Genomic DNA, 19,503 nt, shown 5'->3' on the forward strand with positions numbered 1-19,503 from the left:
GCAGCGCCAGGGCCAACGCGTCGCCTGTCTGGAAGAAATCGCCTTCATGCAGGGATGGATCGACGCGGCCGCCCTCCGCGAAACCGCCGCCCGCCTCGCCAAAAGCGGATATGGCGGATATCTCCTCCAGGTCCTGCAGGAGGCGGACAATAGCCGCGGGTGATCGCCCCAACCTTGGGCGGGACGCCATGCAAATGGCGCAAACCTGCGCTTTCCAAGGGGACCGTGAAGGGCGCCGGGCCTTTCCGATTCGACGCAACGCTGTTCAAAGGTCTCTCATGCAAAGCATCGCGCACAGCCTCCCCACCAGGAAAGTCGTTCTCGCCGCAGCTCTCATCATGTCCGCCCTGCCGCTTTATGGATGTTATACGCCGGGTGAGCGCGCGGTCGGCGGCGGGATCATCGGCGGTCTCGGCGGCGCGGGCATTGGCGCCCTCGCGTCGGGCGGCCTCGCGGGACCGACGCTCGCCGGCGCGGCCATTGGCGCCGCCGGCGGCGCGCTCGTGGGCGCCGCCACCGCCCCGCGCCCCCGCTATTACTATCGCCGCGCGCGCTATTATTACTAAAATGACCCTATCGCGGTCCGGCCAATCAGCGCCGGGCTGCGATCGCGCGCCAATCGCTGCGCCAAGGCGCGCGTCAATCGAGATGACCGGCAAAGCCGCCTCGATCTGCGCGGTTGCGGCCTCGCCGCCCGACCGGCCACCGCCCCGGCGCCGCTAAAATAATCAACGCCGGCCCTTGCAAACACAAAAGCGCATCCCTTCGGCGCGCGTAGCGCCTGCGGGGCTTCTGACTTCGCGCGCCTGATATTGAAATCAGTTCGCGCTTGCTCAGGTACCTCTTGTCAGAGCGCGCAATGACGCGTTCGGAGAAGAGGCCCCGACCTATGGCGAACACCGACGTCTTCGCTGACTTTGTCCAGTTTTACCGGGAGCGGCAGGCGAGCGAGATGTCGCTCGAATCCTATCTGGATCTGTGCCGTGACGAACCGGGGACATATGCGAGCGCAGCTGAACGAATCCTGGCCGCAATTGGCGAGCCGGAACTTCTGGATACGTCCAGGAACCCACGCCTCGGCCGCATCTTCATGAACCGGACGATCCGCGTCTACCCCGCCTTCGCCGAGTTCTACGGCATGGAGGAAACGATCGAGCGGATCGTGAGCTTCTTCCGCCACGCGGCGCAGGGTCTGGAGGAGCGCAAGCAAATCCTTTACCTGCTCGGGCCGGTCGGCGGGGGCAAGTCGTCTCTGGCGGAGCGGCTCAAGGCCCTGATGGAGGCCAATCCCATTTACGTGCTCAAAGCGGGCAGCGAACTGAGCCCGGTCTTCGAGAGCCCGCTTTGCCTGTTCGACCCCAACGAGGCGGGTCCTCTGCTCGAGGAACGCTATCGCATCCCGCGACGCCGGCTCGGGTCGATCATGAGCCCATGGTGCCTCAAGCGGCTCGACGAGTTCAACGGGGATATCACCCGCTTCAAGGTCGCCAAGCTGTCGCCGTCGCGCCTGCGCCAGATCGCCATCGCCAAGACCGAGCCGGGCGACGAAAACAACCAGGACATCTCCTCGCTCGTGGGCAAGGTCGACATCCGCAAGCTCGAGGCCCATGCGCAGGCCGATCCGGACGCTTACAATTATTCCGGCGGCCTCAACCGCGCCAATCAGGGGTTGCTCGAATTCGTGGAGATGTTCAAGGCCCCGATCAAGATGCTGCATCCGCTGCTCACGGCGACGCAGGAAGGAAATTACATCGGCACGGAGAATATTGGCGCGATCCCATTTTCCGGCATCGTGCTCGCGCATTCCAACGAGGCCGAATGGCAAAGCTTCAAATCGAACCGCAACAATGAAGCGTTCATCGATCGCATCTATGTGATCAAGGTTCCCTACTGCCTGCGCGTGACCGAAGAGCAGCAGATCTACGAAAAGCTGCTGCGGGAATCCGAACTCGCCAATGCGAGCTGCGCGCCCAATACGCTCGAAATGCTGGCGCGTTTCATCGTACTGTCTCGATTGGCGCCGCACGAGAACTCGAATGTTTTCTCGAAAATGCGGGTCTATGACGGCGAGAGCCTGCGTGAGGTCGATCCGCGCGCCCGCAGCATCCTCGAATATCATGAAGCCGCCGGCGTGGACGAGGGGATGACGGGGCTCTCGACCCGCTTCGCTTTCAAGGTGCTCGCCGCCACCTTCAACCACGACACGGTCGAAGTCGCCGCCGATCCGGTGCATCTCATGTATGTGCTCGAACAGTCGCTGCGCCGGGAGCAACTGCCGGCGGAGACGGAGAAGCGCTACATCGAGTTCATCAAGGCCGAGCTTGCGCCGCGCTATGCGGAGTTCATCGGCAAGGAGATCCAGAAAGCCTATCTCGAATCCTATCAGGACTATGGCCAGAACCTCTTCGACCGCTACATCGATTATGCGGACGCGTGGATAGAGGACCAGGACTTCAAGGATCCCGATACGGGGCAGATGCTCGACCGGGAGCTCCTGAATCAGGAATTGACCAAGATCGAAAAGCCGGCGGGCATCGCCAATCCAAAGGACTTCCGCAACGAAGTCGTGAAGTTTGCGCTACGCTGGCGCGCCTCCAACAAGGGACGCAACCCCTCCTGGGCAAGCTATGAGAAAATCCGCGACGTGATCGAGAGGCGGATGTTCTCGCAGGTCGAGGACCTGTTGCCTGTCATCAGTTTCGGCACCAAGAAGGACACCGAAACCGAGAGCAAGCATGGGGAGTTCGTCAGCCGCATGGTGGCGCGCGGCTATACCGAACGGCAGGTTCGCCGTCTCGTCGAGTGGTATATGCGCGTCAAGCAGGCGGGCTAACCGTGACTGGGACGCGACGCAAGGATAGCGAAGGGGACAATGCGCATCGTCGATCGCCGGCTCAATCCGGGAGGCAAGAGCTTCTCAAATCGGCAACGCTTCCTTCGCCGCGTCCGTGACACGGTGGAGCGCGCGGTTCGCGAGGCGAGCCGTGAGCGCGCCATCGAGGATCTCGAAAACGAACAGGAGGTCACGGTCCCAGCCGACGGCGCGCGCGAGCCCGTCTTCCGTCACACGGCCGGCGAGCGGCGCGACTTCGTCCTGCCGGGCAATCGCGACTATGTGGAGGGCGATCTCATTGATCGCCCCACCGGCGAGAACGGGGGCGGCGGAACGGAGCCGGGCAAGGGCGGCGGGCAGGAGGACGCCTTCCGCTTCGTGCTGACCCGCGAGGAGTTCCTGAGCATCTTCCTGGATGATCTCGAATTGCCGGACTTCGCCAAGCGGGGTCTCGTCGACACGCAGAAGCTCGGGGTGCGCCGCGCTGGCTATACGATCAGCGGAACGCCCGCCAATCTGTCGCTTGGGCGCACCATGCGGATGTCGCTGGCGCGACGGATCGCAATGGGCCGCCCGAAGCATCAGGTCGTCGAACGGCTCGAGCAGGAATCCGCCGTCTCCTCCGACCAGGACGTCGCCGAGCTTCTTGCCGAGGAACTGCGTTCGGCCCGCGCGCGGCGTCTGCGCATCCCCTTCCTCGATCCGGTGGATCTGCGCTACCGGCGCTTCGAGCGCTTCCCGAAACCCGTGGCGCAAGCCGTGATGTTCTGTCTGATGGACGTGTCGGGGTCGATGACGGAGCACATGAAGGACCTCGCCAAACGCTTCTTCATGCTGCTGCATGTGTTCCTGACGCGCCGCTACCAGCGCGTCGAGATCGTCTTCATCCGCCACACGGATGAGGCGCAGGAAGTCGACGAAGAAACCTTCTTCCGCTCCACGGAAACCGGCGGCACGACAGTCTCCTCGGCGCTTGTCGAGATGGACCGCATCATCACCGCGCGCTACGATCCGGCAAGCTGGAACATCTATGGCGCGCAAGCCTCCGACGGCGACAATATGATGAGCGACAATGAGCGCACGCGCGCGCTGTTGCAGGACAAGATCCTGCCGCGCTGCCAGTATTTCGCCTATCTGGAGGTCGCGAACTCCAACGAAGCCTCGCCGATATCCTATTTCGGCGGCAGCTCCCTGTGGAACGCCTATGCGCCCCTCTCCGCGAGCGCGCGCAATTTCCAGATGCGCCGTGTGTCGCGCAGGGACCACATCTATCCCGTCTTCCGGGAATTGTTCCAGCGCCGGGAGAGCTCCCATACGGAGACGGCCACATGAGCGGCGGACTACTGTTTGAAGGAAAGGACTGGAGCTTCGAAACGCTGCAAGACATTCACGACGCGGTGGCGGTCGTGGCGAAGGAAGACCTGCGTCTCGATACGTTTCCCAACCAGATCGAGGTGATCACGGCCGAGCAGATGCTCGACGCCTACTCCTCGACGGGCATGCCGCTGCTCTACCGGCACTGGTCCTTCGGAAAGCGCTTTGCCCAATACGAGGGCGTCTATCGCGCCGGCCTGCAAGGGCTCGCCTATGAGATCGTCATCAACGCGAACCCCTGCATCAGCTATGTGATGGAGGAAAACAGCGCGACGATGCAGGCGCTGGTGATCGCCCACGCCGCCTTCGGCCACAATCACTTCTTCAAGAACAACTACCAGTTTCGCCAATGGACCGACCCCGGCGGCATTCTCGATTATCTGGCCTACGCCAAGAATTACATCGCCGCCTGCGAGGAACGCTATGGCGAGGCGGAGGTCGAGCGGCTGCTCGACTCGGCGCACGCCCTTTCGGCGCAGGGCGTCGACCGCTATCCCCGCAAGCGGCCGATCAGCCTTGCCGAGGAGGAAAGACGCGACCGCGAGCGCCGCGACGAGCGCGAGCGGCTCTACAATGATCTCTGGCGCACGGTTCCCGGCGGCGGCGAGACGCGGCGCAAGACGGTCGACCACCAGCGCGCCCTGCTGCGGCTGCCGCAGGAAAACATCCTCTATTTCCTCGAAAAGGCGGCGCCGAAGCTTCACCCGTGGCAACGGGAAATCCTGCGCATCGTCAGGCTGATCGCGCAGTATTTCTACCCGCAGCAGCAGACCAAAGTGATGAACGAAGGCTGCGCCACATATTGCCATTACCGGATCATGAGCAGCCTGCATGAGCAGGGCCGGATCACGGACGGCAGCTTCCTGGAGTTTCTCCAGTCGCACACCAACGCCATTCGGCAACCCACCGCCCATGATCAGACCTATGGGGGAATCAATCCCTACGCGCTGGGCTTCGACATGATGTGCGACATCGCCCGGATCGCGCGCGCGCCGACCGAAGAGGATCGCCAGTGGTTCCCGGACCTCGCCGGCAGCGGCGATGAAATGGCGGCGCTCAAGGACGTCTGGGCCAATTACCGCGACGACAGTTTCATCGCGCAATTTCTCAGCCCCCACCTGATGCGCAAGTGGCGGCTCTTCCACATCATCGACCAGGAGAACGCCCCCAAACTCAAGGTGGAGGCGATTCACAACGAACGCGGTTATCAGGACCTGCGCCGCACGCTGTCCAGCGATTACGAGGTCGGGCGACATACGCCCGACATTCAGGTCGCCGATGTCGATCTCGCGGGCAGCCGTCGGCTTGTGCTGCATCATCGGGTCTTCGCCGGAAAGCTTCTCGATGTCGTCGACACGGCGCTGGTGCTGCGCCACCTCACGACGCTCTGGGGCTATGACGTGGTGCTGGAGGAGGTCGACGCGGCGACGAACGAAGTGCTAAAGGCGCATATGGCGTCGCCCGAGCCCTGAGGCGCGCCCAAGAGGGACGATGCCGAGCTTCAGCGCCGAACTGCCAGACGATGTGTGGCGAAACTGGATCCGGCATTCCGCCGCGCTCCTCAATTCCTACCGCGATTTGACCGGCCGCGAGCTGATCGAGCGCGGCGGCGAACCGGAGCAGGAAGCGGAACGCCTGCTCTCGGCGCCCTTTGTCGTCGTCTCGCACGGGACGGAGGCGGACCCGCTTCTCAATTACGGCAATCGGGTCGCGCTTGCCCTGTGGGAGATGACGCCGGCGCAATTGCTGGCGACGCCCTCGCGCCTGACAGCCGAGCCCATGCTGCGCGAGCCGCGCGAGAAGCTCCTCGCGCAGACCGCCCGAGACGGTTTCGTCAGCGGCTATGAAGGCGTGCGCATCAGCGCGACGGCACGCCGGTTCAGAATTTCCAGTGTGACCATCTGGAATGTAACCGATTCGCAGGGGAGGCCAGCCGGACAAGCCGCGACCTTCGCCCGCTGGACCTTCATCTGACTCCCTGCGGTTGGCGGGAGAGAGAACGCCCTTCGGAAATATGCACGGCTACCCCCCGCCCGCGTTCGGCTGCGTTTGCGAACAAAACAGGATCATGCACAGCCGCCCGGCCGAAGTTGAGACGCGCGCAAAAATGCGCACTATGAACGCCGGTTCGAGTATGGCCGATTCAGGGAGAGTGCAGAAATGACGTCGCGTCGCTTGATGACTTTGTCGGTGAGCCTGGCCCTCGGGCTCGGCGTCCTCGCGCAACCGTCCCGCGCCCAGGAGAATTACCTGGAGCAGGCCATCACCGAAACACGGGCGGCGATCGACGCCGGCAAGCAGTCCGAGGCCAGCTCCTTCGTCGAACATGCGGATGAGGCGATCGACCATGCGCGCAGCGCCGTCTGGCAGACGCCCGTCGACCCGATCCGCAAGGGAATCAAATATTTGCGCAAGGCCGTGAAGCTCGCCAAGGGCACGAGCTTCGACAAGCGCATCGCCAAGGCGACCGAACAGGCCGAACTGGCCCTCCAGCAGTTCGAGACGGTCAAGCATTGACCTCACGGCCCGGGCGGCCGCGGCCCGGGCCTCCGCTCAGGCGCGCGCGCCGGGCGTGAGGCGCCGTCAGAACGGCTCGATGACATCCGCCATGTCTGGCACGAGCCGGACGCGATAGCGCGCCCGCTCGCAGGAAATCAGCCAAACCGCCTCGTCGGGGCGTGACGCCGCTGCGTCGCGCCGCGCGCTTCTGGGCGCATCGCATTGAAAGCCCTGCAACCGCACATGGGCGGCGATGATATCCTTTGCCGTTTCCTGCGCCACGGCGCCCGCTGGCAAGGCGCAGAAAAAGAAAACGCCGATCCCGATCCAAGCCCGCATGTTCCCCACCCCGCCATTGCGTCGCGACCTCCCGCGCAAGATGTCAGGCTGACCGCCCCGCGTCGAGGCGGGGCGCGTCGCGGTCTCCGCTTCCCGACAGGTTTTCAGAACGAGAGCCGTGAGCGTCGCCATTCGCGCCTGCGCCGCATGCGCCCGGCAGAACAATCGCATTGCCTGGGTGTTAACCACGGGTCCAACCGCGGAGGCCTTTCATGCACGCTCAAGAAATCATCAGCAGCCACCCCGACGTCAGAGGCCAGGTCAATGATGCTTTGATACGGTGCATCGAGGAGTGCTTCGATTGCGCTCAGACATGCATGTCCTGCGCCGACGCCTGCCTGGGGGAAAGCAACGTCATGGAGTTGCGGCAATGCATCCGCCTCAATCTCGACTGCGCGGACGTGTGCCTGGCGACCGGCTCGACCGGGTCGCGGCGCACCGGATCAAATGAGGAACTGCTTCGCTCCATGCTCGAGACCTGCGCGCTGGCCTGCCGCCTGTGCGCCGACGAATGCGACAAGCACGCCCGTCACCACGAGCATTGTCGCATCTGCGCCGAGGCCTGCCGGCGCTGCGAGGAAGCCTGCGAAGGCGCGGTGCGCACGATCGGCTTCGGCCACTGAGACACGAAGCGGGGTGGCCCCCGAGCCATCCCGCGCAGCTTCTCCATTGGCGTTGTCTTGCGCTAGACTGGCCGGCGCTCCTCCAGCTCCGGCAGACCCCGCGCCCTCATGACTCTCGCGCCGCTCCACTATATCGAACCCGTCTATCGCCCTCCCAGCGAAGCGGACTCCCTGATCTTGCCGGTGACAAACGGCTGTTCCTGGAATCGCTGCGCCTTCTGCGAGATGTACACCGCGCCGCAGAAGCGATTCCGGCCGCGGGACGAAGCCGAGGTGCTGGACGGCATTCGATTCTACGGCGAGACATTCGGCGCGGGCGTCAAGCGCGTCTTTCTGGCGGATGGAGACGCCATGACGCTTTCGGTGCGCCGGCTCACCACGATCCTGGAGGCGATCCGCCGCCATTTGCCCGGCGTGCGGCGCGTATCGAGCTACTGCCTGCCGCGCAACCTGCGCAAGAAATCGGTCGACGACCTGCGGGAACTCGCGGCGCTCGGGCTTTCGCTCGTCTATGTCGGCGCGGAGTCCGGAGACGACGAGGTGCTTGAACGGGTCGAGAAGGGCGAGACGTTCGAAAGCTCGCGCGAGGCGCTGGAAAAATTGCGCCAAGCCGGGATCAAGCGCTCGGTGATGATCCTCAACGGCCTTGGCGGCCGGGCGCTGTCCAGACAGCACGCCATGAATTCCGCTGCGCTGATGAACGCTGCTCAGCCAGAGTTTCTGGCGACGCTGGTCGTGAGTTTCCCGCTGGGCGAGGATCGGTTTCGGGCACGCTTCCCGGATTGGGAGCCGCTCAGCGTGACTGGGCTGATGCAGGAGATGGAGCTCTTCATCGGCCATCTGGAGCTGAACAGGACCGTGTTCCGCAGCGACCACGCCTCCAACTGGCTTGTTCTCAAAGGCGCGCTTGGCGCGGACAAGCCGCGCATGCTCGAGGAGCTGCGACGGGCCATCGCCGCGCCCGAAGCCGCGCCGCTCAGACCCGCCTGGGCGCGGGGTCTTTAGGTTGCCCTGGTCTCAGGCGCGATTGCGTCGCGCGGGCTCGGGGATCGCCAGCACCGGACAGGGCGCCTGACGCATGACCCTTTCGGTCGTGCTTCCGCGCAGATCGTCGAAAAGGTCGTGATGGCCCGCGGTGGCCATGACGATGAGGTCCGGCTTCATCTGCCCTGCGACCGAGAGAATGGTCTCGACCACCGGCCCGCGCTTGAGATCGACATAGGGCAGCATGTTGCCAAAGGTCGGCAAGGTGTCGCCGACATGCAGCATGTGGAACTCGGCCAAAGGCTCGAGCGCACGCACGACCTTCGCCGCAAGGCCCCAGGCGTGCATGGGCGGGACGTCAGCAGCAACCGGCATCAGAATGCGATGAAGCCGGACCTTGCCGCTTTCGGGATCGACGAAACCGCGCTGGCCTTCGTGCAGGAACATGGCGGGCGCATGGGTCAGCCGGGCGCTCGCTTCCGCGACGGAGCCTTTGAGGATGCGTCCCATCCAGCTCGATCCATGCGTCAGAAGCACGAGGAGGTCGCAGGCGCGCTGTTCCGCGAAGGCGCTGATCGTCCCCGCGACATCGTCGGAGCCAAGCGCGTCTCTCGTGAGCTCAACGCCGAGCCGGTCCTGCAAATCCGCCAGCTTCGAACCGGCTCCCAGCATTTTCCAGCGTTCGAGCAGCGAAAGGGCGTCGGGGAAGCGCTCCCAGCGCGTTTCCTCTCCGGCGTGATCGACGTGAAGCAGATGCAAGGCGCTGCGCGCCGCGACGGACAGGCGCAACGCATGCGCAAAGGCCGCGATGCTGCTGTCCGAATAATCTGTCGGATGCAGGATGGAGCGAAATGGCAGCGCTTCCATGGCTGTCCTTCCCAAAGTCTCATGAACGTCCCCGCCGACCTTACACCGGGCCCAAAGGACCGCGCGGGCGCGGCGTTGCGTCTTTCGGTCGCACGAGCGACAATTCCTTTTGACGGCCCGAGACGCCATCTCATGTGCAGAGCCCGCGCTCGCGAGCGCGGAGTTCGAGCGCTGCGTCATCTTACCAGAGGTTCGCCCATGATCAGAAGTCTTGTCGTCACCCTCTTGCTGACCTCGCCGGGCGGCGTTTATGAGAAAGCCAATGTGAACGCCGGACCCTGCATGAACCGCGCGCCATGCGTTCTGTCGACTGCGCCGGGGCAAGACCTGAAAAACCAGGCGCCGCTATGGCAGGAAGCAGCATACCGCCGTCGCCGCCGCTGACAGGACGCGAGGCAGGCGGCGGCGTCAGGCAAGGATTTGGCGTTGGATGAGAATGCGCGTTTCGGAAAACTGCAAGAATATGAGCACCCGTAGAAGACAAGCATCCGGCTTCGCCGCCGTCCCCTCCTTTCTCGTGGCGCTTTGCGCCGCATCTGGAGTCCATGCCGCCGACGCCGAGCGGCCGCGCTGCGTCGGCGCCGAACAGGCGGCGTGGGACAGGTGTCAGGGCGTGGCGAATTTTGCGCCCGGCGGAAAATATGAAGGCGAGTTCAAGCACGGCGCGCCCGACGGAAAGGGCGTCGCCACATTTCATGACGGCGATCGCTATGAAGGCGATTTCGTAAACGGCCTCTACGAAGGCCAGGGCGCCTATACCTCCTCCGACGGCTCGAAATATGTCGGAGCCTTTTCAAAGGGGAAGCGGCAGGGCCAGGGCGTCGCCTCTCTGCCGAACGGCGATGTTTACACAGGCCCCTTCGAGGCGGGCAAACCCGATGGGTTTGGCTCCTACGCACAGGCCGATGGGCATAAATACGTCGGGATGTTCAAGGACGGCGTCCGCTATGGGCAGGGCGTCCTTTATGATGCGCAGGGCAATATCGAATGGGGCGGCATGTGGGATGACCGGGCCGAACGATAGGAACGGCCGGTTTTTTCCTACATTGGCGAGGCGCCGGACTCATCCGCCGGCGCGAGCGCCTGTTTCAGCCCCTGAGCAGCCTCGTCCCGCGCGAAAAGAATCTCGCCCCCTGCGAACAAGGCCGCGCCGCAGAACAGCATGGTCGCGACGAGCAGCAGCCACGAACGCCGGCTCTGCTGCCTGATCAACTGAACCGTCTGCGCCGCAAAAGGCGGAAACAGCGCGCAGTCCAGCAAGAACAGCGCGAGCGTCAACACCATGGAGACGGCGATGATTTCGCGCAGCCGCAGACTGTGGCGCGCTCCGTTCATCATCTCGTCCGGCGCGGGCGCCGCGCTGGGCTGATTTTCCGGCGGCCGTTGTAGCGGGCCGAGGTAATCGCCATTGCCGAACTCTCCGATTTTTGGTTCTGCGAAGGGAGAGGACAGAAGTCCAAGCCCGGATTTCAGGCCGGCGGCAAAATCGCCGCTATATCGCTCGCCGTTGGGCCAGGTATACGCGCCGAAGCCTTGGATCATGTCGTCCTTGAATTCGCCCGCATAGGCCTCCCCATTGGGGAATTTGAGAACGCCCATGCCCTGTTTCCTGTTCTCGACAAACTCCCCCGTGTAAGCGCTCCCGTCACGGGCGACGAGCTGGCCGATCCCATGGCGCCGGCCCTTCTGAAAGGCGCCCTGATAGCTTTCTCCGTCTGTCGACGTCATGCCGACGCAATTGTCCCAGTGGGCGACGTTCTGCCCCGCACAGGACGGCAGGACTTCCAGACACCTGCCGGGCGCGGCGCCCAGGAGGCAGAATGGGAGCAGGACCGCAAAGAGTCTCAATGTGTTACAAATATTGCGGTCCCATGCGCGCAGGCCGTATGACACCTTGATTTCCCCTCAGCGCAGGCCGCTCCATGGCCCCCAGCAGGCGACGACAGCGCCCTCAAAGCGCCTTTCGATGCGCGGACCGCGCTTTAACGAACTTGGGCGCGTTGGGCAACCGTGCGGAATGAGCCTGCTTTCTCAAGACGGAAGCCTCATCCGCGCGAGGGGCGCTGATTCGCTGCCCGAAAGACGCCGCAATCCAGCCACAGAGCCGAAACTTATCAAAAGGTCGCAAAAAATTACACGCCATGAAACGTCTTTTGAAACAGAACTCTCCGCGCGACACCCTTCGCGCCCGCGACGATCAGTCGCTTGAAGTCCACTCATTGTAACGCTTAACGTGGCAAAGCGGCGGCGATCTAGGGGCGACACGATGAAAAAGTTACACGAATTTTCACTCGCATTGGGAGGAGCCAGTCTGGCGGCGCTTGTCGCGGCAAGCTGGATCCCGGGAGGCATTGCGCAAGCGGCGTCAGGCATGAAGCTGATGGACTTGCTGCCTCAATACCGGAAAGACCTGCTGACGCGGACGCTGCAAAGCCGGTGTCTGCACGAGAAGGACGGCGACCCGCTGTGCAAGGCGTTGCGGAGCGCCGGGATGGCGATTCCGCGCGGCCTGCCGGACCGGCCGGTCAATGTTCCCAATATTGGCGGACAACAGCAGCAGACGGGGAGCTTCGCGCCCTCCGCCGTCGGCCATTCCGCGCAGCCGACGACTGCGCCCAGCGCGGGCGCGCCCAACAGCGTCCAGCCGATGGCGCAGCCGACGCAGGCGCCGTACGGCTTCGCCAACTGGCCGCTTCCGCAGCCGTTCTGTCCCACCAAATACAGCCCGTGCCCGTGGACACAGCCGGCGAACACGCCCTGGACCGGGACGGCTCCGTGGGATTCAACGGTTTCCGCCGCCGTCTGGTATTTCAATCAGGCAAAGTCGACCCCTGTCGGTCTCGGCGCAAATCCGAACGTCAGCTTCTACGGCAATTCGCCGTTCATGAGGAAGTTCGTGGACGGGCTTCCCGGCCTCGGTCCCAACGGCAAGAACAATCTGGGCGTCTATATCCCGGTTGCGACGCCGAACACGACGCTCTTCCCCGCGTCCGACTATTATGAGATCAAGGTCACGGAAACGCAGGTTCCGATGCATTCGGACCTCGTGCCGCTGAATCAGGCTTACGCCAATCGCGCCGGCACGAAGGTCCGTCAGTATCAGGATCTGGCCAGCACGCCGGCCGCAGGGGATTATCCTGTCCTGGGCCCGATGATCGTCGCCCAGAGGGACCGCGCGGTTCGAATCAGATTCGTGAATGGTCTGACGCCCAAATCGAAACTCTTCCTGCCGGTCGATCCGACGATCATGGGCGCGGGCAACGGGCCTTCGACCGTGGGCGGGGGCGCCTGTGGAACGGCGGGGACGACCCAGCGGCCTTATTCGGAGAACCGGGCCGACATTCACGTTCACGGCAGCTTCTCTCCCTGGATCAGCGACGGCACGCCGCATCAGTGGATTACGCCGGCGCCAGTCGGCGGCAACGTCGACGATCCCTGCCATCCGAGCGGATGGGCGCAGCGCAACGTTCCGGACATGGTGGGTTTCGCGCCGACCAGCAAGGACAACGGCAAGAACAACTCCGGCGAAGCGACCTATTTCCATCCGAACGCACAGTCGGCGCGGCTGGAATGGTATCATGACCACAGCTACGGTCTGACGCGCCTGAACGTCTATGCCGGCGAGGCGGCTCCTTTCGTCCTGACCGACCCGATCGAACAGGACTACATCAACGGCACCAACGTCTCAGGAGCCAATCCGAGCGCCATCAAGGCGCTGCCGGGCCTGGGCATGCCGCTGATCATCCAGGACCGGTCCTTTGTCAATCCTTGCATGGGCTTCGACAGCACGAGCGCCAGCGCGACCGTGTCTGACCCTTCATGCCTGTCTCCCACGGCCGCGACGTTGGGCTCAGCGCTGATGCAAAGCAAGGATAACTGGGGCAACGACGATCCGCTGTGGGATCGCCGCAAATGGGGCATGCCCGGCGATCTCTGGTTCCCCCACTCCTACGCGATGAACCAGTTCCCGCCGAGCCAGGGCCTCAACCCGGTCGGGCGCTATGACTATGGATACTGGATGAATCCGCCGTGGATTCCCGTCGGCGCGGCCCAAAAGGTGCTTCCGGCGGTTTCGGCCTATCCCGAGTCCTTCATGGACACGCCGACGATCAATGGCGTCGCCTATCCCTCTATGAAGGTGAAGCGGCAGGCCTATCGCTTCAGGGTCCTGAACGGCAGCAACGACCGCCAGTGGAATCTGCAGCTTTACGCCGCCAAGAATCCGGCCCTGGTCTGCCCGAACACTCCGCCGCTGTCGACCGATCCGCCGGCTTGCGCGATCGATCCGAGCCTCTTCCTCACCGAAGCGGATCTCGGCTCGGCCGTCTCGACCTCGGCGAATTACAAGCAGATTCCGATCTACATGATCGGCAATGAGAGCGGATTCCTCCAGAGCGTCATTCGTCTGAACGATTGCTCGATCGGAGCCTGCCCCCAGCCGACCGTCTATGACTCGGACCCCAAGAGCGCGACGGTGATGAGCGTGAAGTCGCGTGAAATCTGGCTCGCTCCGGCGGAACGGGCGGACGTCATCATCGACTTCTCGAAGATGAACAATGGCGATCACGCCATTCTTTATAATGACCTGAAAGCGGCGGTGCCGCTCTATGACGCGCGTCTGGATTACAATCCGGATCTCGGCGATCAGTCCGCGCTTGGCGGCGCTCATCAGGCTCCGACAGGCAAGGGACCTGACGTTCACAATCTGATGCAGTTCATTGTGGACGACAATGCGCCCGACATCGGGACGAGCCCGATCGACCCGACCAATCTGGGGATCAATCTGGACACCATGGTGGCCAACGCCTGGTCCTGCAACAACAACGGCAAGGCCGGCGCAACGACGACGAACTGCAACCTGCCCGTCCTGGACCAGCAGCTTGCGGTTCTGCCCCCCAAACCCGCTGGCGCGCCGGTGATGGGTCCCAATCAGTATGTCGGCGGCATGGGCGCGCCTCCTCCGGATGTGCTCGGCGGCGGCGACATCCCGGACGGCTCGTGGTTCTGCGCGCCCGACGGCCCCTATTGGTGGGATCCCAACCACGTTGTGGGTGGTTTCTACTATCCCAACAACATGGGACAGAGACCGCCGAGCACGTGCAACGGCGTCGGCTCCAACGGCGTCGCCAAGCGCTGGATCGTGGTTGTTCAGAAGGACGTCCTCGACGGCCTGTTCGACAACTACGGCCGCATGTCCGCGCAACTCGGAACGGCGGCTGGCGTGCCGGCGAATCCGCTCCTGCCGATCCCGGGCATGGCCTATAAGGACGCGCCCACGGAGATCCTGACCCGCAACGTTCCGCAGGTCTGGATGATGTTCCATGGCGGCGTCGACACTCACGTGGTGCACTTCCACCTGTCGAACGTTCAGGTGATGAACCGCTACGACATCGCCGGCGGCATGTATCTGCCGGATGACGACGAGCGGGGCTGGAAGGAGTCGGTGAAGGTCAGCCCGTTCACCACCACCTTCGTGATGGTGCAGCCAAAACTGCCTCCGAACGGGAACCAGGCCAAGTTCAACGCGCCTAGCGGACCAGGCGCCTTGAACGCCTCGAAATGGGCGGCGGCGGGCTGGACGTCTTCGACCTTCCCGTCGTCACAGCGGCCGGCGGACGTCACCATGCCGGTGACAACCGGACGCAACGTGACAAACCCGTCGACCAACTTCTATGGCGAGTATGTCTGGCACTGTCATATTCTCGGTCACGAAGAAAATGACATGATGCGCCCGGTCGTGCTGAGGTAAAGCGACTGAACGCAACCAAGGGAAAGGGCTGGCGTCATCGCCTGCCCTTTTCTGACTTTTCGAGAGCACACCCAAGAGGGCGACGCGTGATCGGTGACGCCGCCCCGGAGCGAGCGATGAAACTTTCTTCAAAGCGGATTGTCGTCGGATTGATGCTGTCGTCGACGCTGATGTCGTCGGCTGCGTTCTCGCAACAGCTTCGCCCCTACGGCGCCACAGGCCAGGGACGGAAGCCTTCGCCCGACTCCCCCGGCATTTCCGCCATCGTTCCCCTTTCGAGCGCCTCCACGCCGCAGGACGCGGGCGTCAGGGCTCATACGAACAACAGATTCCTTCCTCCGCGCGCTTTTTTGACTCCCAATTCGGTCGCGCCGAAAAACACCCCCATCAAGCCGCAGTCCTTTGTGTCTCCGCGTGTCGGTCCGCCCGCTGACGGGCTGGGATATGAAACGCCCGGATCGCTCGCCTGCCTTTACGGCCTGGTCACGCCGACGCGGGGCTGCAACCCCAACACCGCCCTGGACGTTCCCCTCAACAAGGGCGGTCGCGCGGTGGCGGTCGTCGCGGCTTTTGGCTATCCGACCGCGCTCTCCGATCTTGCGACCTTCAGCCAGCAATTCGGTCTTCCGGCGCCAACGCCCGACACGTTCGTCGTCAAATATGCGACGTCCAGCGGCGGCTGCGATGGGCCGCAACCGGCAAATGACGCCGGCTGGGAAAACGAGCAGGCGGTCGACGTGCAGGCGGTGCATGCGATGGCGCCCAAGGCCAAAATTTATCTGGTCGAGGCGCAATCGGACGCCTATGACGAAATCATGGGCGCGGTGAAATGCGCCAATAGCCTGCTCACCGAAGGCGGGCAGGTTTCAATGAGCTGGGGATCGGCGGAATTTCAGGGAGAAGACGCCTATGACGTCAATTTCTCCGCGCCGAACGTGGTCTATTTCGCCGCCTCGGGCGATCAGCCGGGAACGAGCTATCCGGCCGCTTCGCCGAAAGTCGTTTCGGTTGGCGGCACCACAATCTCCCGCGCGGTCCCCTCTCTCGACTTCCAGGCGCATGCGTCCTGGGTAGACGGCGGCGGCGGCCGCAGCCCCTATTACGCGCGTCCAGCCTATCAAGACGCCGTGCAACGGGTCGTGGGCGCGCAGCGCGGGTTGCCGGATGTTTCGGTCGTCGCCAATCCGCATACAGGCATGTGGATCTACGACAGCAACAGCGCCTATGGAACAGGCTGGTTCATTGCGGGGGGCACCAGCCTCTCGACCGCGCTCATGGCCGGGATCGTCAATTCCATGGGCGCGTTTCGCAGCAGCAGCGTCGCGGAATTGCAGGCCATCTATGGCGCAAAGGGTTTCGGCCGTTTTGACGCGAGAGTTCCCTTTATTCCGATCTCGACCGGCTACTGCGGGCCTTATGCGAACTTCCTCGCCACCCGGGAATGGAACTACTGCGTTGGCGTCGGCACTGTGAGGTTGTTCGGTGGCGGCATGACCTACGGGGACGCAGAGCGATACTGGCGATGAGCGCGCGCCTTGCGGCTCCCGCGCCTTGCGCACGGGCGGCGCGCTCGCCACCCCGGTCGGGGGCCGCAGCCTATTTGCGGGGCGTCGCCGACCAGCGCGGGGAAGCGGGAGTCGTGAGATCGATCTCCCAGGCGAACTTCCGCAAGAAATTATATCCCAGTATGATGGCGACCTGTCGCCCGAGCGCCTGGCGCAGCGGGCCGAAATCATAGGCGAGCGCATAGAGGTTTTTCACGACGTGCCCGTCGGGGAGCGCGACTTGCTTGACCCGGTACACTCTCGATGAAATCTTGCCCCCGTCCGCGGCGCTCGCCCTGAGCCGGTTCTTTACGGGCGTGAACAATCCCTTGTGCGCGTCGACGAAGCTCTGATCCACCGCGGAGAGCTCCGCGCCCGTATCGAAAAGCCCGACACTCGTTACGTTCCCGAGGCGCAAGGGGAGCCCGATGAGGCGCTGATCGGGCCCGAGCAGACGAAACGGCGCCAGACGACTCTCCGGCGGGACTTTGTCGAACAACTCCATCTCGCGCCGATCGAGATCGAGCGAGAACCGCGCGCGCCTGAAGAAGTCGAGCCCCAACAGGTCGTCGCCGTCGTTTCTGGCGCAACGCGTGAGCTCATAACTGTTGCGTGCGACGCCCGGGCCTTGAGAGGCTCTGAGCTGGACGTTTCTCGCCTCGACATCCTCGCAGACCGCCGCCTCGCCGGACGCCGCTGTTGAGCGGCTTTCGCCGATCTTCGGCAGGTCCTTGTTCCAGGGCGCGAGTCCGACGCGGCTGGTCGAGGCTCCGGTATCGAGCCGCATCGTGCCCATGGCGTTGCCGAAGCGGACGGGAACGTAAATACGGCCGCCATCGTAATCGCTCTGCGTGAGGGTGAGCGGAACCGTCGAGGGCAGGCTCTCGCAGAGGGCCGCTTCGGTCCCTGTCGCGAGGAATAGAAAGGCGCAGAGAAGCCGTCTCATTCGAGAAATCCCGGGAAGCCGGGTGTAGGCTAATCATCGAGCCGGGACTGCGCAAGTCTGGCTTGTGCGTGGGGAGATCATGCCTATCCTCCCGCTCGGGTAGCGGGGCCAGCGCCTTCCCTTGTCTGGCTTGCGGAGTGGAGCACGAACATGACGGCGTCGAGAGACAAGGACGTGCATAAAGCGGGCATAGCGGACTGGCGCGCCTTGCGGGCAACGGACATTCCTGAAGTTGTCAGAATCGCGGCCGTCCTTCACCCGGACTTTCCTGAACGGCGGGAGGTGTTGGAGGAGAAACTGCGTCTCTTTCCCGCCGGCTGCTTTGCCCTGGAAAAGGATACAAGCCTTTACGGCTATGCGCTGGCGCACCCATGGACGCCGGACGACATCCCCCGCCTTGACGCATTCCTGGAAAAACTGCCGCCTTCGCCGACGTGTCTGCATCTGCATGACGTCGCCATCATGGGGCCAGCGCGCGGTGTCGGCGCCGCCGCAGCCGTGGAGCAAGTGTTGAGCGACGTCGCACGCGAGCGGCGGCTCGGGACGATCGCGCTTGTGTCCCTTTACGGGACCGACAGGCTTTGGAGCCGGATGGGGTACAGGCCCCGCGAGAATGCGGGCTTGGCTGAGAAGCTCAAGGATTATGGGGCGGGGGCGGTTTATATGGCTAAAGAGCTTTAGCGGCGGGCGCAGGTGCCGACTGATGCGGCATCAACCCTTGGACCGTCTAACCGAACGGAAAGCGCTGGAGCCGTTGGCGGCGCCGTCCCCTCCTTCGCCGCCAACCTGCCCCCATGCGCCGGCGAGCGGGGCTACACTGGCAGTGGGGGAGGGGGGAGGGGGCACAGCTAAAGTCTGAAAACAACCCCATGCATCGTAGCGGCCGCGCGAAGCCCCTCGCGATGCACGGCGTGACCGGACAGCACAAGATCATGTCAGCAAGCTAGCGGCAGTCTGTCGGACATGCGCGTGGCACTCGTCATCAACCACCGCATGTTCGTCAGGTGTCTCCTCGACGTCACGCGCACCGACTGAGTCGCGATTCCTCGCAAAATACTGGCTGTTTCAGCAGAACTTCAGCAGGGGGACAGCGCCCGGGTCGACGGGCGGGGCTTGATCGGACCATATCTCCTGTCCAGACCGATCGGGCCCGACGGGGGCCGTCGTCAATCGGCGCTTAAGTTTCGCTCCAACGCAAACTTGACGCGGCCGTTTGTCAATCCGCTCGATGGCCCGAAATGCGGCGATTCAGGCTGTCGCAGCGATCGTCAGGGTCTCCGCCTCCATCAGCGCTGCCCGGCCTGTGGTCGTCAGACGCGAATTGTTCTCGCCGAAGGCGAACGACGCAAGCCGCCTCGTCAGTCTTTTTGGCACGGCAGCGCCGGGCGGGCGGCCACTTATCAACCGCCGGCTGCCGCCGGTTCATGACCGTGGCGCGCTGCCTTTAGCGTAAGCCTTTAGTAGGGGGCGGCCGCCTTGCGTCTACCTATGTCACATCGCAGCCGTTTTGGTTCAATCAAGCCCATCATGTCCATCGCCCCCTTAATGTTGCCCCTATTCAAATTGTCGCGCCGGGAGAGAGCCCAGTCATCACCAAGCCTTCAACTAGGCTGTGTGGACGAATTTGATCAAGCATAGTGCTGCGGCGAGACTGACGATGGATCGGAAATTTCGTTCGGTCTTTTCGCAGCGGAGCGCGACCCTCTTGAAGCGTTTGAGGCGTCCGATGCCTTGTTCCACGCGCG

General features: G+C 63.5%; 17 protein-coding genes and 1 pseudogene. 14 read left to right on the forward strand and 4 right to left on the reverse strand.

The window, feature by feature from the left end; translation table 11 throughout:
• The 7 genes and pseudogenes from ACR652_RS24165 to smbP all read left to right on the forward strand — a co-directional run.
• Window positions 1–163, forward strand: a pseudogene (locus ACR652_RS24165) (glucose-1-phosphate thymidylyltransferase RfbA); the annotation flags it as partial.
• A 115-nt stretch (window positions 164–278) separates the two neighbouring features.
• Window positions 279–566 (forward strand): hypothetical protein, encoded by a 288-nt coding sequence (locus ACR652_RS24170; protein WP_434509021.1) that lies wholly within the window; start codon window positions 279–281, stop codon window positions 564–566.
• Between the two features lie 323 nt (window positions 567–889).
• The gene (locus ACR652_RS24175; RefSeq protein ID WP_434509022.1) at window positions 890–2,833 is read left to right on the forward strand and encodes a PrkA family serine protein kinase; all 1,944 of its coding nucleotides are present in this window, start codon (window positions 890–892) and stop codon (window positions 2,831–2,833) included.
• Window positions 2,834–2,872: 39 nt separating this feature from the next.
• Window positions 2,873–4,165, forward strand: a complete 1,293-nt coding sequence (locus tag ACR652_RS24180) for a YeaH/YhbH family protein (protein ID WP_434509023.1) — start codon at window positions 2,873–2,875, stop codon at window positions 4,163–4,165.
• Window positions 4,162–5,679, forward strand: coding sequence for a SpoVR family protein (locus ACR652_RS24185; protein ID WP_434509024.1), 1,518 nt, complete (start codon window positions 4,162–4,164; stop codon window positions 5,677–5,679). The genes ACR652_RS24180 and ACR652_RS24185 overlap by 4 nt, the downstream gene beginning before the upstream one ends.
• Before the next feature lie 19 nt (window positions 5,680–5,698).
• Window positions 5,699–6,181 carry an MEKHLA domain-containing protein gene (locus tag ACR652_RS24190; RefSeq protein ID WP_434509025.1) on the forward strand — a complete coding sequence of 161 codons (483 nt, stop codon included), beginning with the start codon at window positions 5,699–5,701 and terminating at the stop codon, window positions 6,179–6,181.
• 186 nt (window positions 6,182–6,367) lie between these two features.
• Window positions 6,368–6,724 carry a small metal-binding protein SmbP gene (gene smbP / locus ACR652_RS24195; RefSeq protein ID WP_434509026.1) on the forward strand — a complete coding sequence of 119 codons (357 nt, stop codon included), beginning with the start codon at window positions 6,368–6,370 and terminating at the stop codon, window positions 6,722–6,724.
• A 66-nt stretch (window positions 6,725–6,790) separates the two neighbouring features.
• Here the strand turns inward: smbP and ACR652_RS24200 are convergent, their stop codons facing one another.
• A complete protein-coding gene (locus tag ACR652_RS24200) occupies window positions 6,791–7,045 on the reverse strand; it encodes a hypothetical protein (protein WP_434509027.1) in 255 nt (84 codons plus the stop codon).
• Window positions 7,046–7,257: 212 nt separating this feature from the next.
• On the opposite strand from ACR652_RS24200, the gene ACR652_RS24205 reads away from it, so the two are divergent.
• Window positions 7,258–7,668, forward strand: a complete 411-nt coding sequence (locus ACR652_RS24205) for a four-helix bundle copper-binding protein (RefSeq protein WP_434509028.1) — start codon at window positions 7,258–7,260, stop codon at window positions 7,666–7,668.
• 108 nt (window positions 7,669–7,776) lie between these two features.
• Entirely contained in the window at window positions 7,777–8,673 is an 897-nt protein-coding gene (locus tag ACR652_RS24210; protein WP_434509029.1) for a radical SAM protein, read from the forward strand.
• 12 nt (window positions 8,674–8,685) lie between these two features.
• Here ACR652_RS24210 and ACR652_RS24215 read toward each other — a convergent pair whose 3' ends face one another.
• On the reverse strand, window positions 8,686–9,519 hold the full coding sequence (locus ACR652_RS24215) for a universal stress protein (protein WP_434509030.1): 834 nt from the start codon (window positions 9,517–9,519) through the stop codon (window positions 8,686–8,688).
• Window positions 9,520–9,717: 198 nt separating this feature from the next.
• Here ACR652_RS24215 and ACR652_RS24220 point away from each other — a divergent pair, with 198 nt between their 5' ends.
• Window positions 9,718–9,903, forward strand: coding sequence for a hypothetical protein (locus ACR652_RS24220; RefSeq protein ID WP_434509031.1), 186 nt, complete (start codon window positions 9,718–9,720; stop codon window positions 9,901–9,903).
• A gap of 79 nt (window positions 9,904–9,982) precedes the next feature.
• Window positions 9,983–10,543, forward strand: a complete 561-nt coding sequence (locus ACR652_RS24225) for an MORN repeat-containing protein (RefSeq protein ID WP_434509032.1) — start codon at window positions 9,983–9,985, stop codon at window positions 10,541–10,543.
• A gap of 17 nt (window positions 10,544–10,560) precedes the next feature.
• On the opposite strand, the gene ACR652_RS24230 is transcribed toward ACR652_RS24225, so the two are convergent.
• Entirely contained in the window at window positions 10,561–11,247 is a 687-nt protein-coding gene (locus ACR652_RS24230) for an MORN repeat-containing protein (protein WP_434509033.1), read from the reverse strand.
• Window positions 11,248–11,785: 538 nt separating this feature from the next.
• On the opposite strand from ACR652_RS24230, the gene ACR652_RS24235 reads away from it, so the two are divergent.
• Together ACR652_RS24235 and ACR652_RS24240 are read left to right on the forward strand one after the other, a co-directional pair.
• A complete protein-coding gene (locus ACR652_RS24235) occupies window positions 11,786–15,268 on the forward strand; it encodes a multicopper oxidase domain-containing protein (RefSeq protein WP_434509034.1) in 3,483 nt (1,160 codons plus the stop codon).
• 116 nt (window positions 15,269–15,384) lie between these two features.
• Window positions 15,385–16,794: a hypothetical protein gene (locus ACR652_RS24240; RefSeq protein ID WP_434509035.1), complete on the forward strand. Its 1,410-nt coding sequence runs from the start codon at window positions 15,385–15,387 to the stop codon at window positions 16,792–16,794.
• 70 nt (window positions 16,795–16,864) lie between these two features.
• Here ACR652_RS24240 and ACR652_RS24245 read toward each other — a convergent pair whose 3' ends face one another.
• A complete protein-coding gene (locus tag ACR652_RS24245; RefSeq protein ID WP_434509036.1) occupies window positions 16,865–17,758 on the reverse strand; it encodes an aspartyl protease family protein in 894 nt (297 codons plus the stop codon).
• 150 nt (window positions 17,759–17,908) lie between these two features.
• On the opposite strand from ACR652_RS24245, the gene ACR652_RS24250 reads away from it, so the two are divergent.
• On the forward strand, window positions 17,909–18,439 hold the full coding sequence (locus ACR652_RS24250) for a GNAT family N-acetyltransferase (RefSeq protein WP_434509037.1): 531 nt from the start codon (window positions 17,909–17,911) through the stop codon (window positions 18,437–18,439).
• Window positions 18,440–19,503: the final 1,064 nt, after the last annotated feature.

This window comes from Methylocystis sp. (assembly GCF_051061225.1).
In the GTDB taxonomy this organism is placed as follows: domain Bacteria; phylum Pseudomonadota; class Alphaproteobacteria; order Rhizobiales; family Beijerinckiaceae; genus Methylocystis.

Excerpts from the sequence above, each read along its gene's own strand:
- ACR652_RS24170 (WP_434509021.1), top strand. The coding sequence starts at position 279 with ATGCAAAGCATCGCGCACAGCCTCCCCACCAGGAAAGTCGTTCTCGCC.
- ACR652_RS24175 (WP_434509022.1), top strand. The coding sequence starts at position 890 with ATGGCGAACACCGACGTCTTCGCTGACTTTGTCCAGTTTTACCGGGAG.
- ACR652_RS24180 (WP_434509023.1), top strand. The coding sequence starts at position 2,873 with ATGCGCATCGTCGATCGCCGGCTCAATCCGGGAGGCAAGAGCTTCTCA.
- ACR652_RS24185 (WP_434509024.1), top strand. The coding sequence starts at position 4,162 with ATGAGCGGCGGACTACTGTTTGAAGGAAAGGACTGGAGCTTCGAAACG.
- ACR652_RS24190 (WP_434509025.1), top strand. The coding sequence starts at position 5,699 with ATGCCGAGCTTCAGCGCCGAACTGCCAGACGATGTGTGGCGAAACTGG.
- smbP (WP_434509026.1), top strand. The coding sequence starts at position 6,368 with ATGACGTCGCGTCGCTTGATGACTTTGTCGGTGAGCCTGGCCCTCGGG.
- ACR652_RS24200 (WP_434509027.1), bottom strand. The coding sequence starts at position 7,045 with ATGCGGGCTTGGATCGGGATCGGCGTTTTCTTTTTCTGCGCCTTGCCA.
- ACR652_RS24205 (WP_434509028.1), top strand. The coding sequence starts at position 7,258 with ATGCACGCTCAAGAAATCATCAGCAGCCACCCCGACGTCAGAGGCCAG.
- ACR652_RS24210 (WP_434509029.1), top strand. The coding sequence starts at position 7,777 with ATGACTCTCGCGCCGCTCCACTATATCGAACCCGTCTATCGCCCTCCC.
- ACR652_RS24215 (WP_434509030.1), bottom strand. The coding sequence starts at position 9,519 with ATGGAAGCGCTGCCATTTCGCTCCATCCTGCATCCGACAGATTATTCG.
- ACR652_RS24220 (WP_434509031.1), top strand. The coding sequence starts at position 9,718 with ATGATCAGAAGTCTTGTCGTCACCCTCTTGCTGACCTCGCCGGGCGGC.
- ACR652_RS24225 (WP_434509032.1), top strand. The coding sequence starts at position 9,983 with ATGAGCACCCGTAGAAGACAAGCATCCGGCTTCGCCGCCGTCCCCTCC.
- ACR652_RS24230 (WP_434509033.1), bottom strand. The coding sequence starts at position 11,247 with ATGACGTCGACAGACGGAGAAAGCTATCAGGGCGCCTTTCAGAAGGGC.
- ACR652_RS24235 (WP_434509034.1), top strand. The coding sequence starts at position 11,786 with ATGAAAAAGTTACACGAATTTTCACTCGCATTGGGAGGAGCCAGTCTG.
- ACR652_RS24240 (WP_434509035.1), top strand. The coding sequence starts at position 15,385 with ATGAAACTTTCTTCAAAGCGGATTGTCGTCGGATTGATGCTGTCGTCG.
- ACR652_RS24245 (WP_434509036.1), bottom strand. The coding sequence starts at position 17,758 with ATGAGACGGCTTCTCTGCGCCTTTCTATTCCTCGCGACAGGGACCGAA.
- ACR652_RS24250 (WP_434509037.1), top strand. The coding sequence starts at position 17,909 with ATGACGGCGTCGAGAGACAAGGACGTGCATAAAGCGGGCATAGCGGAC.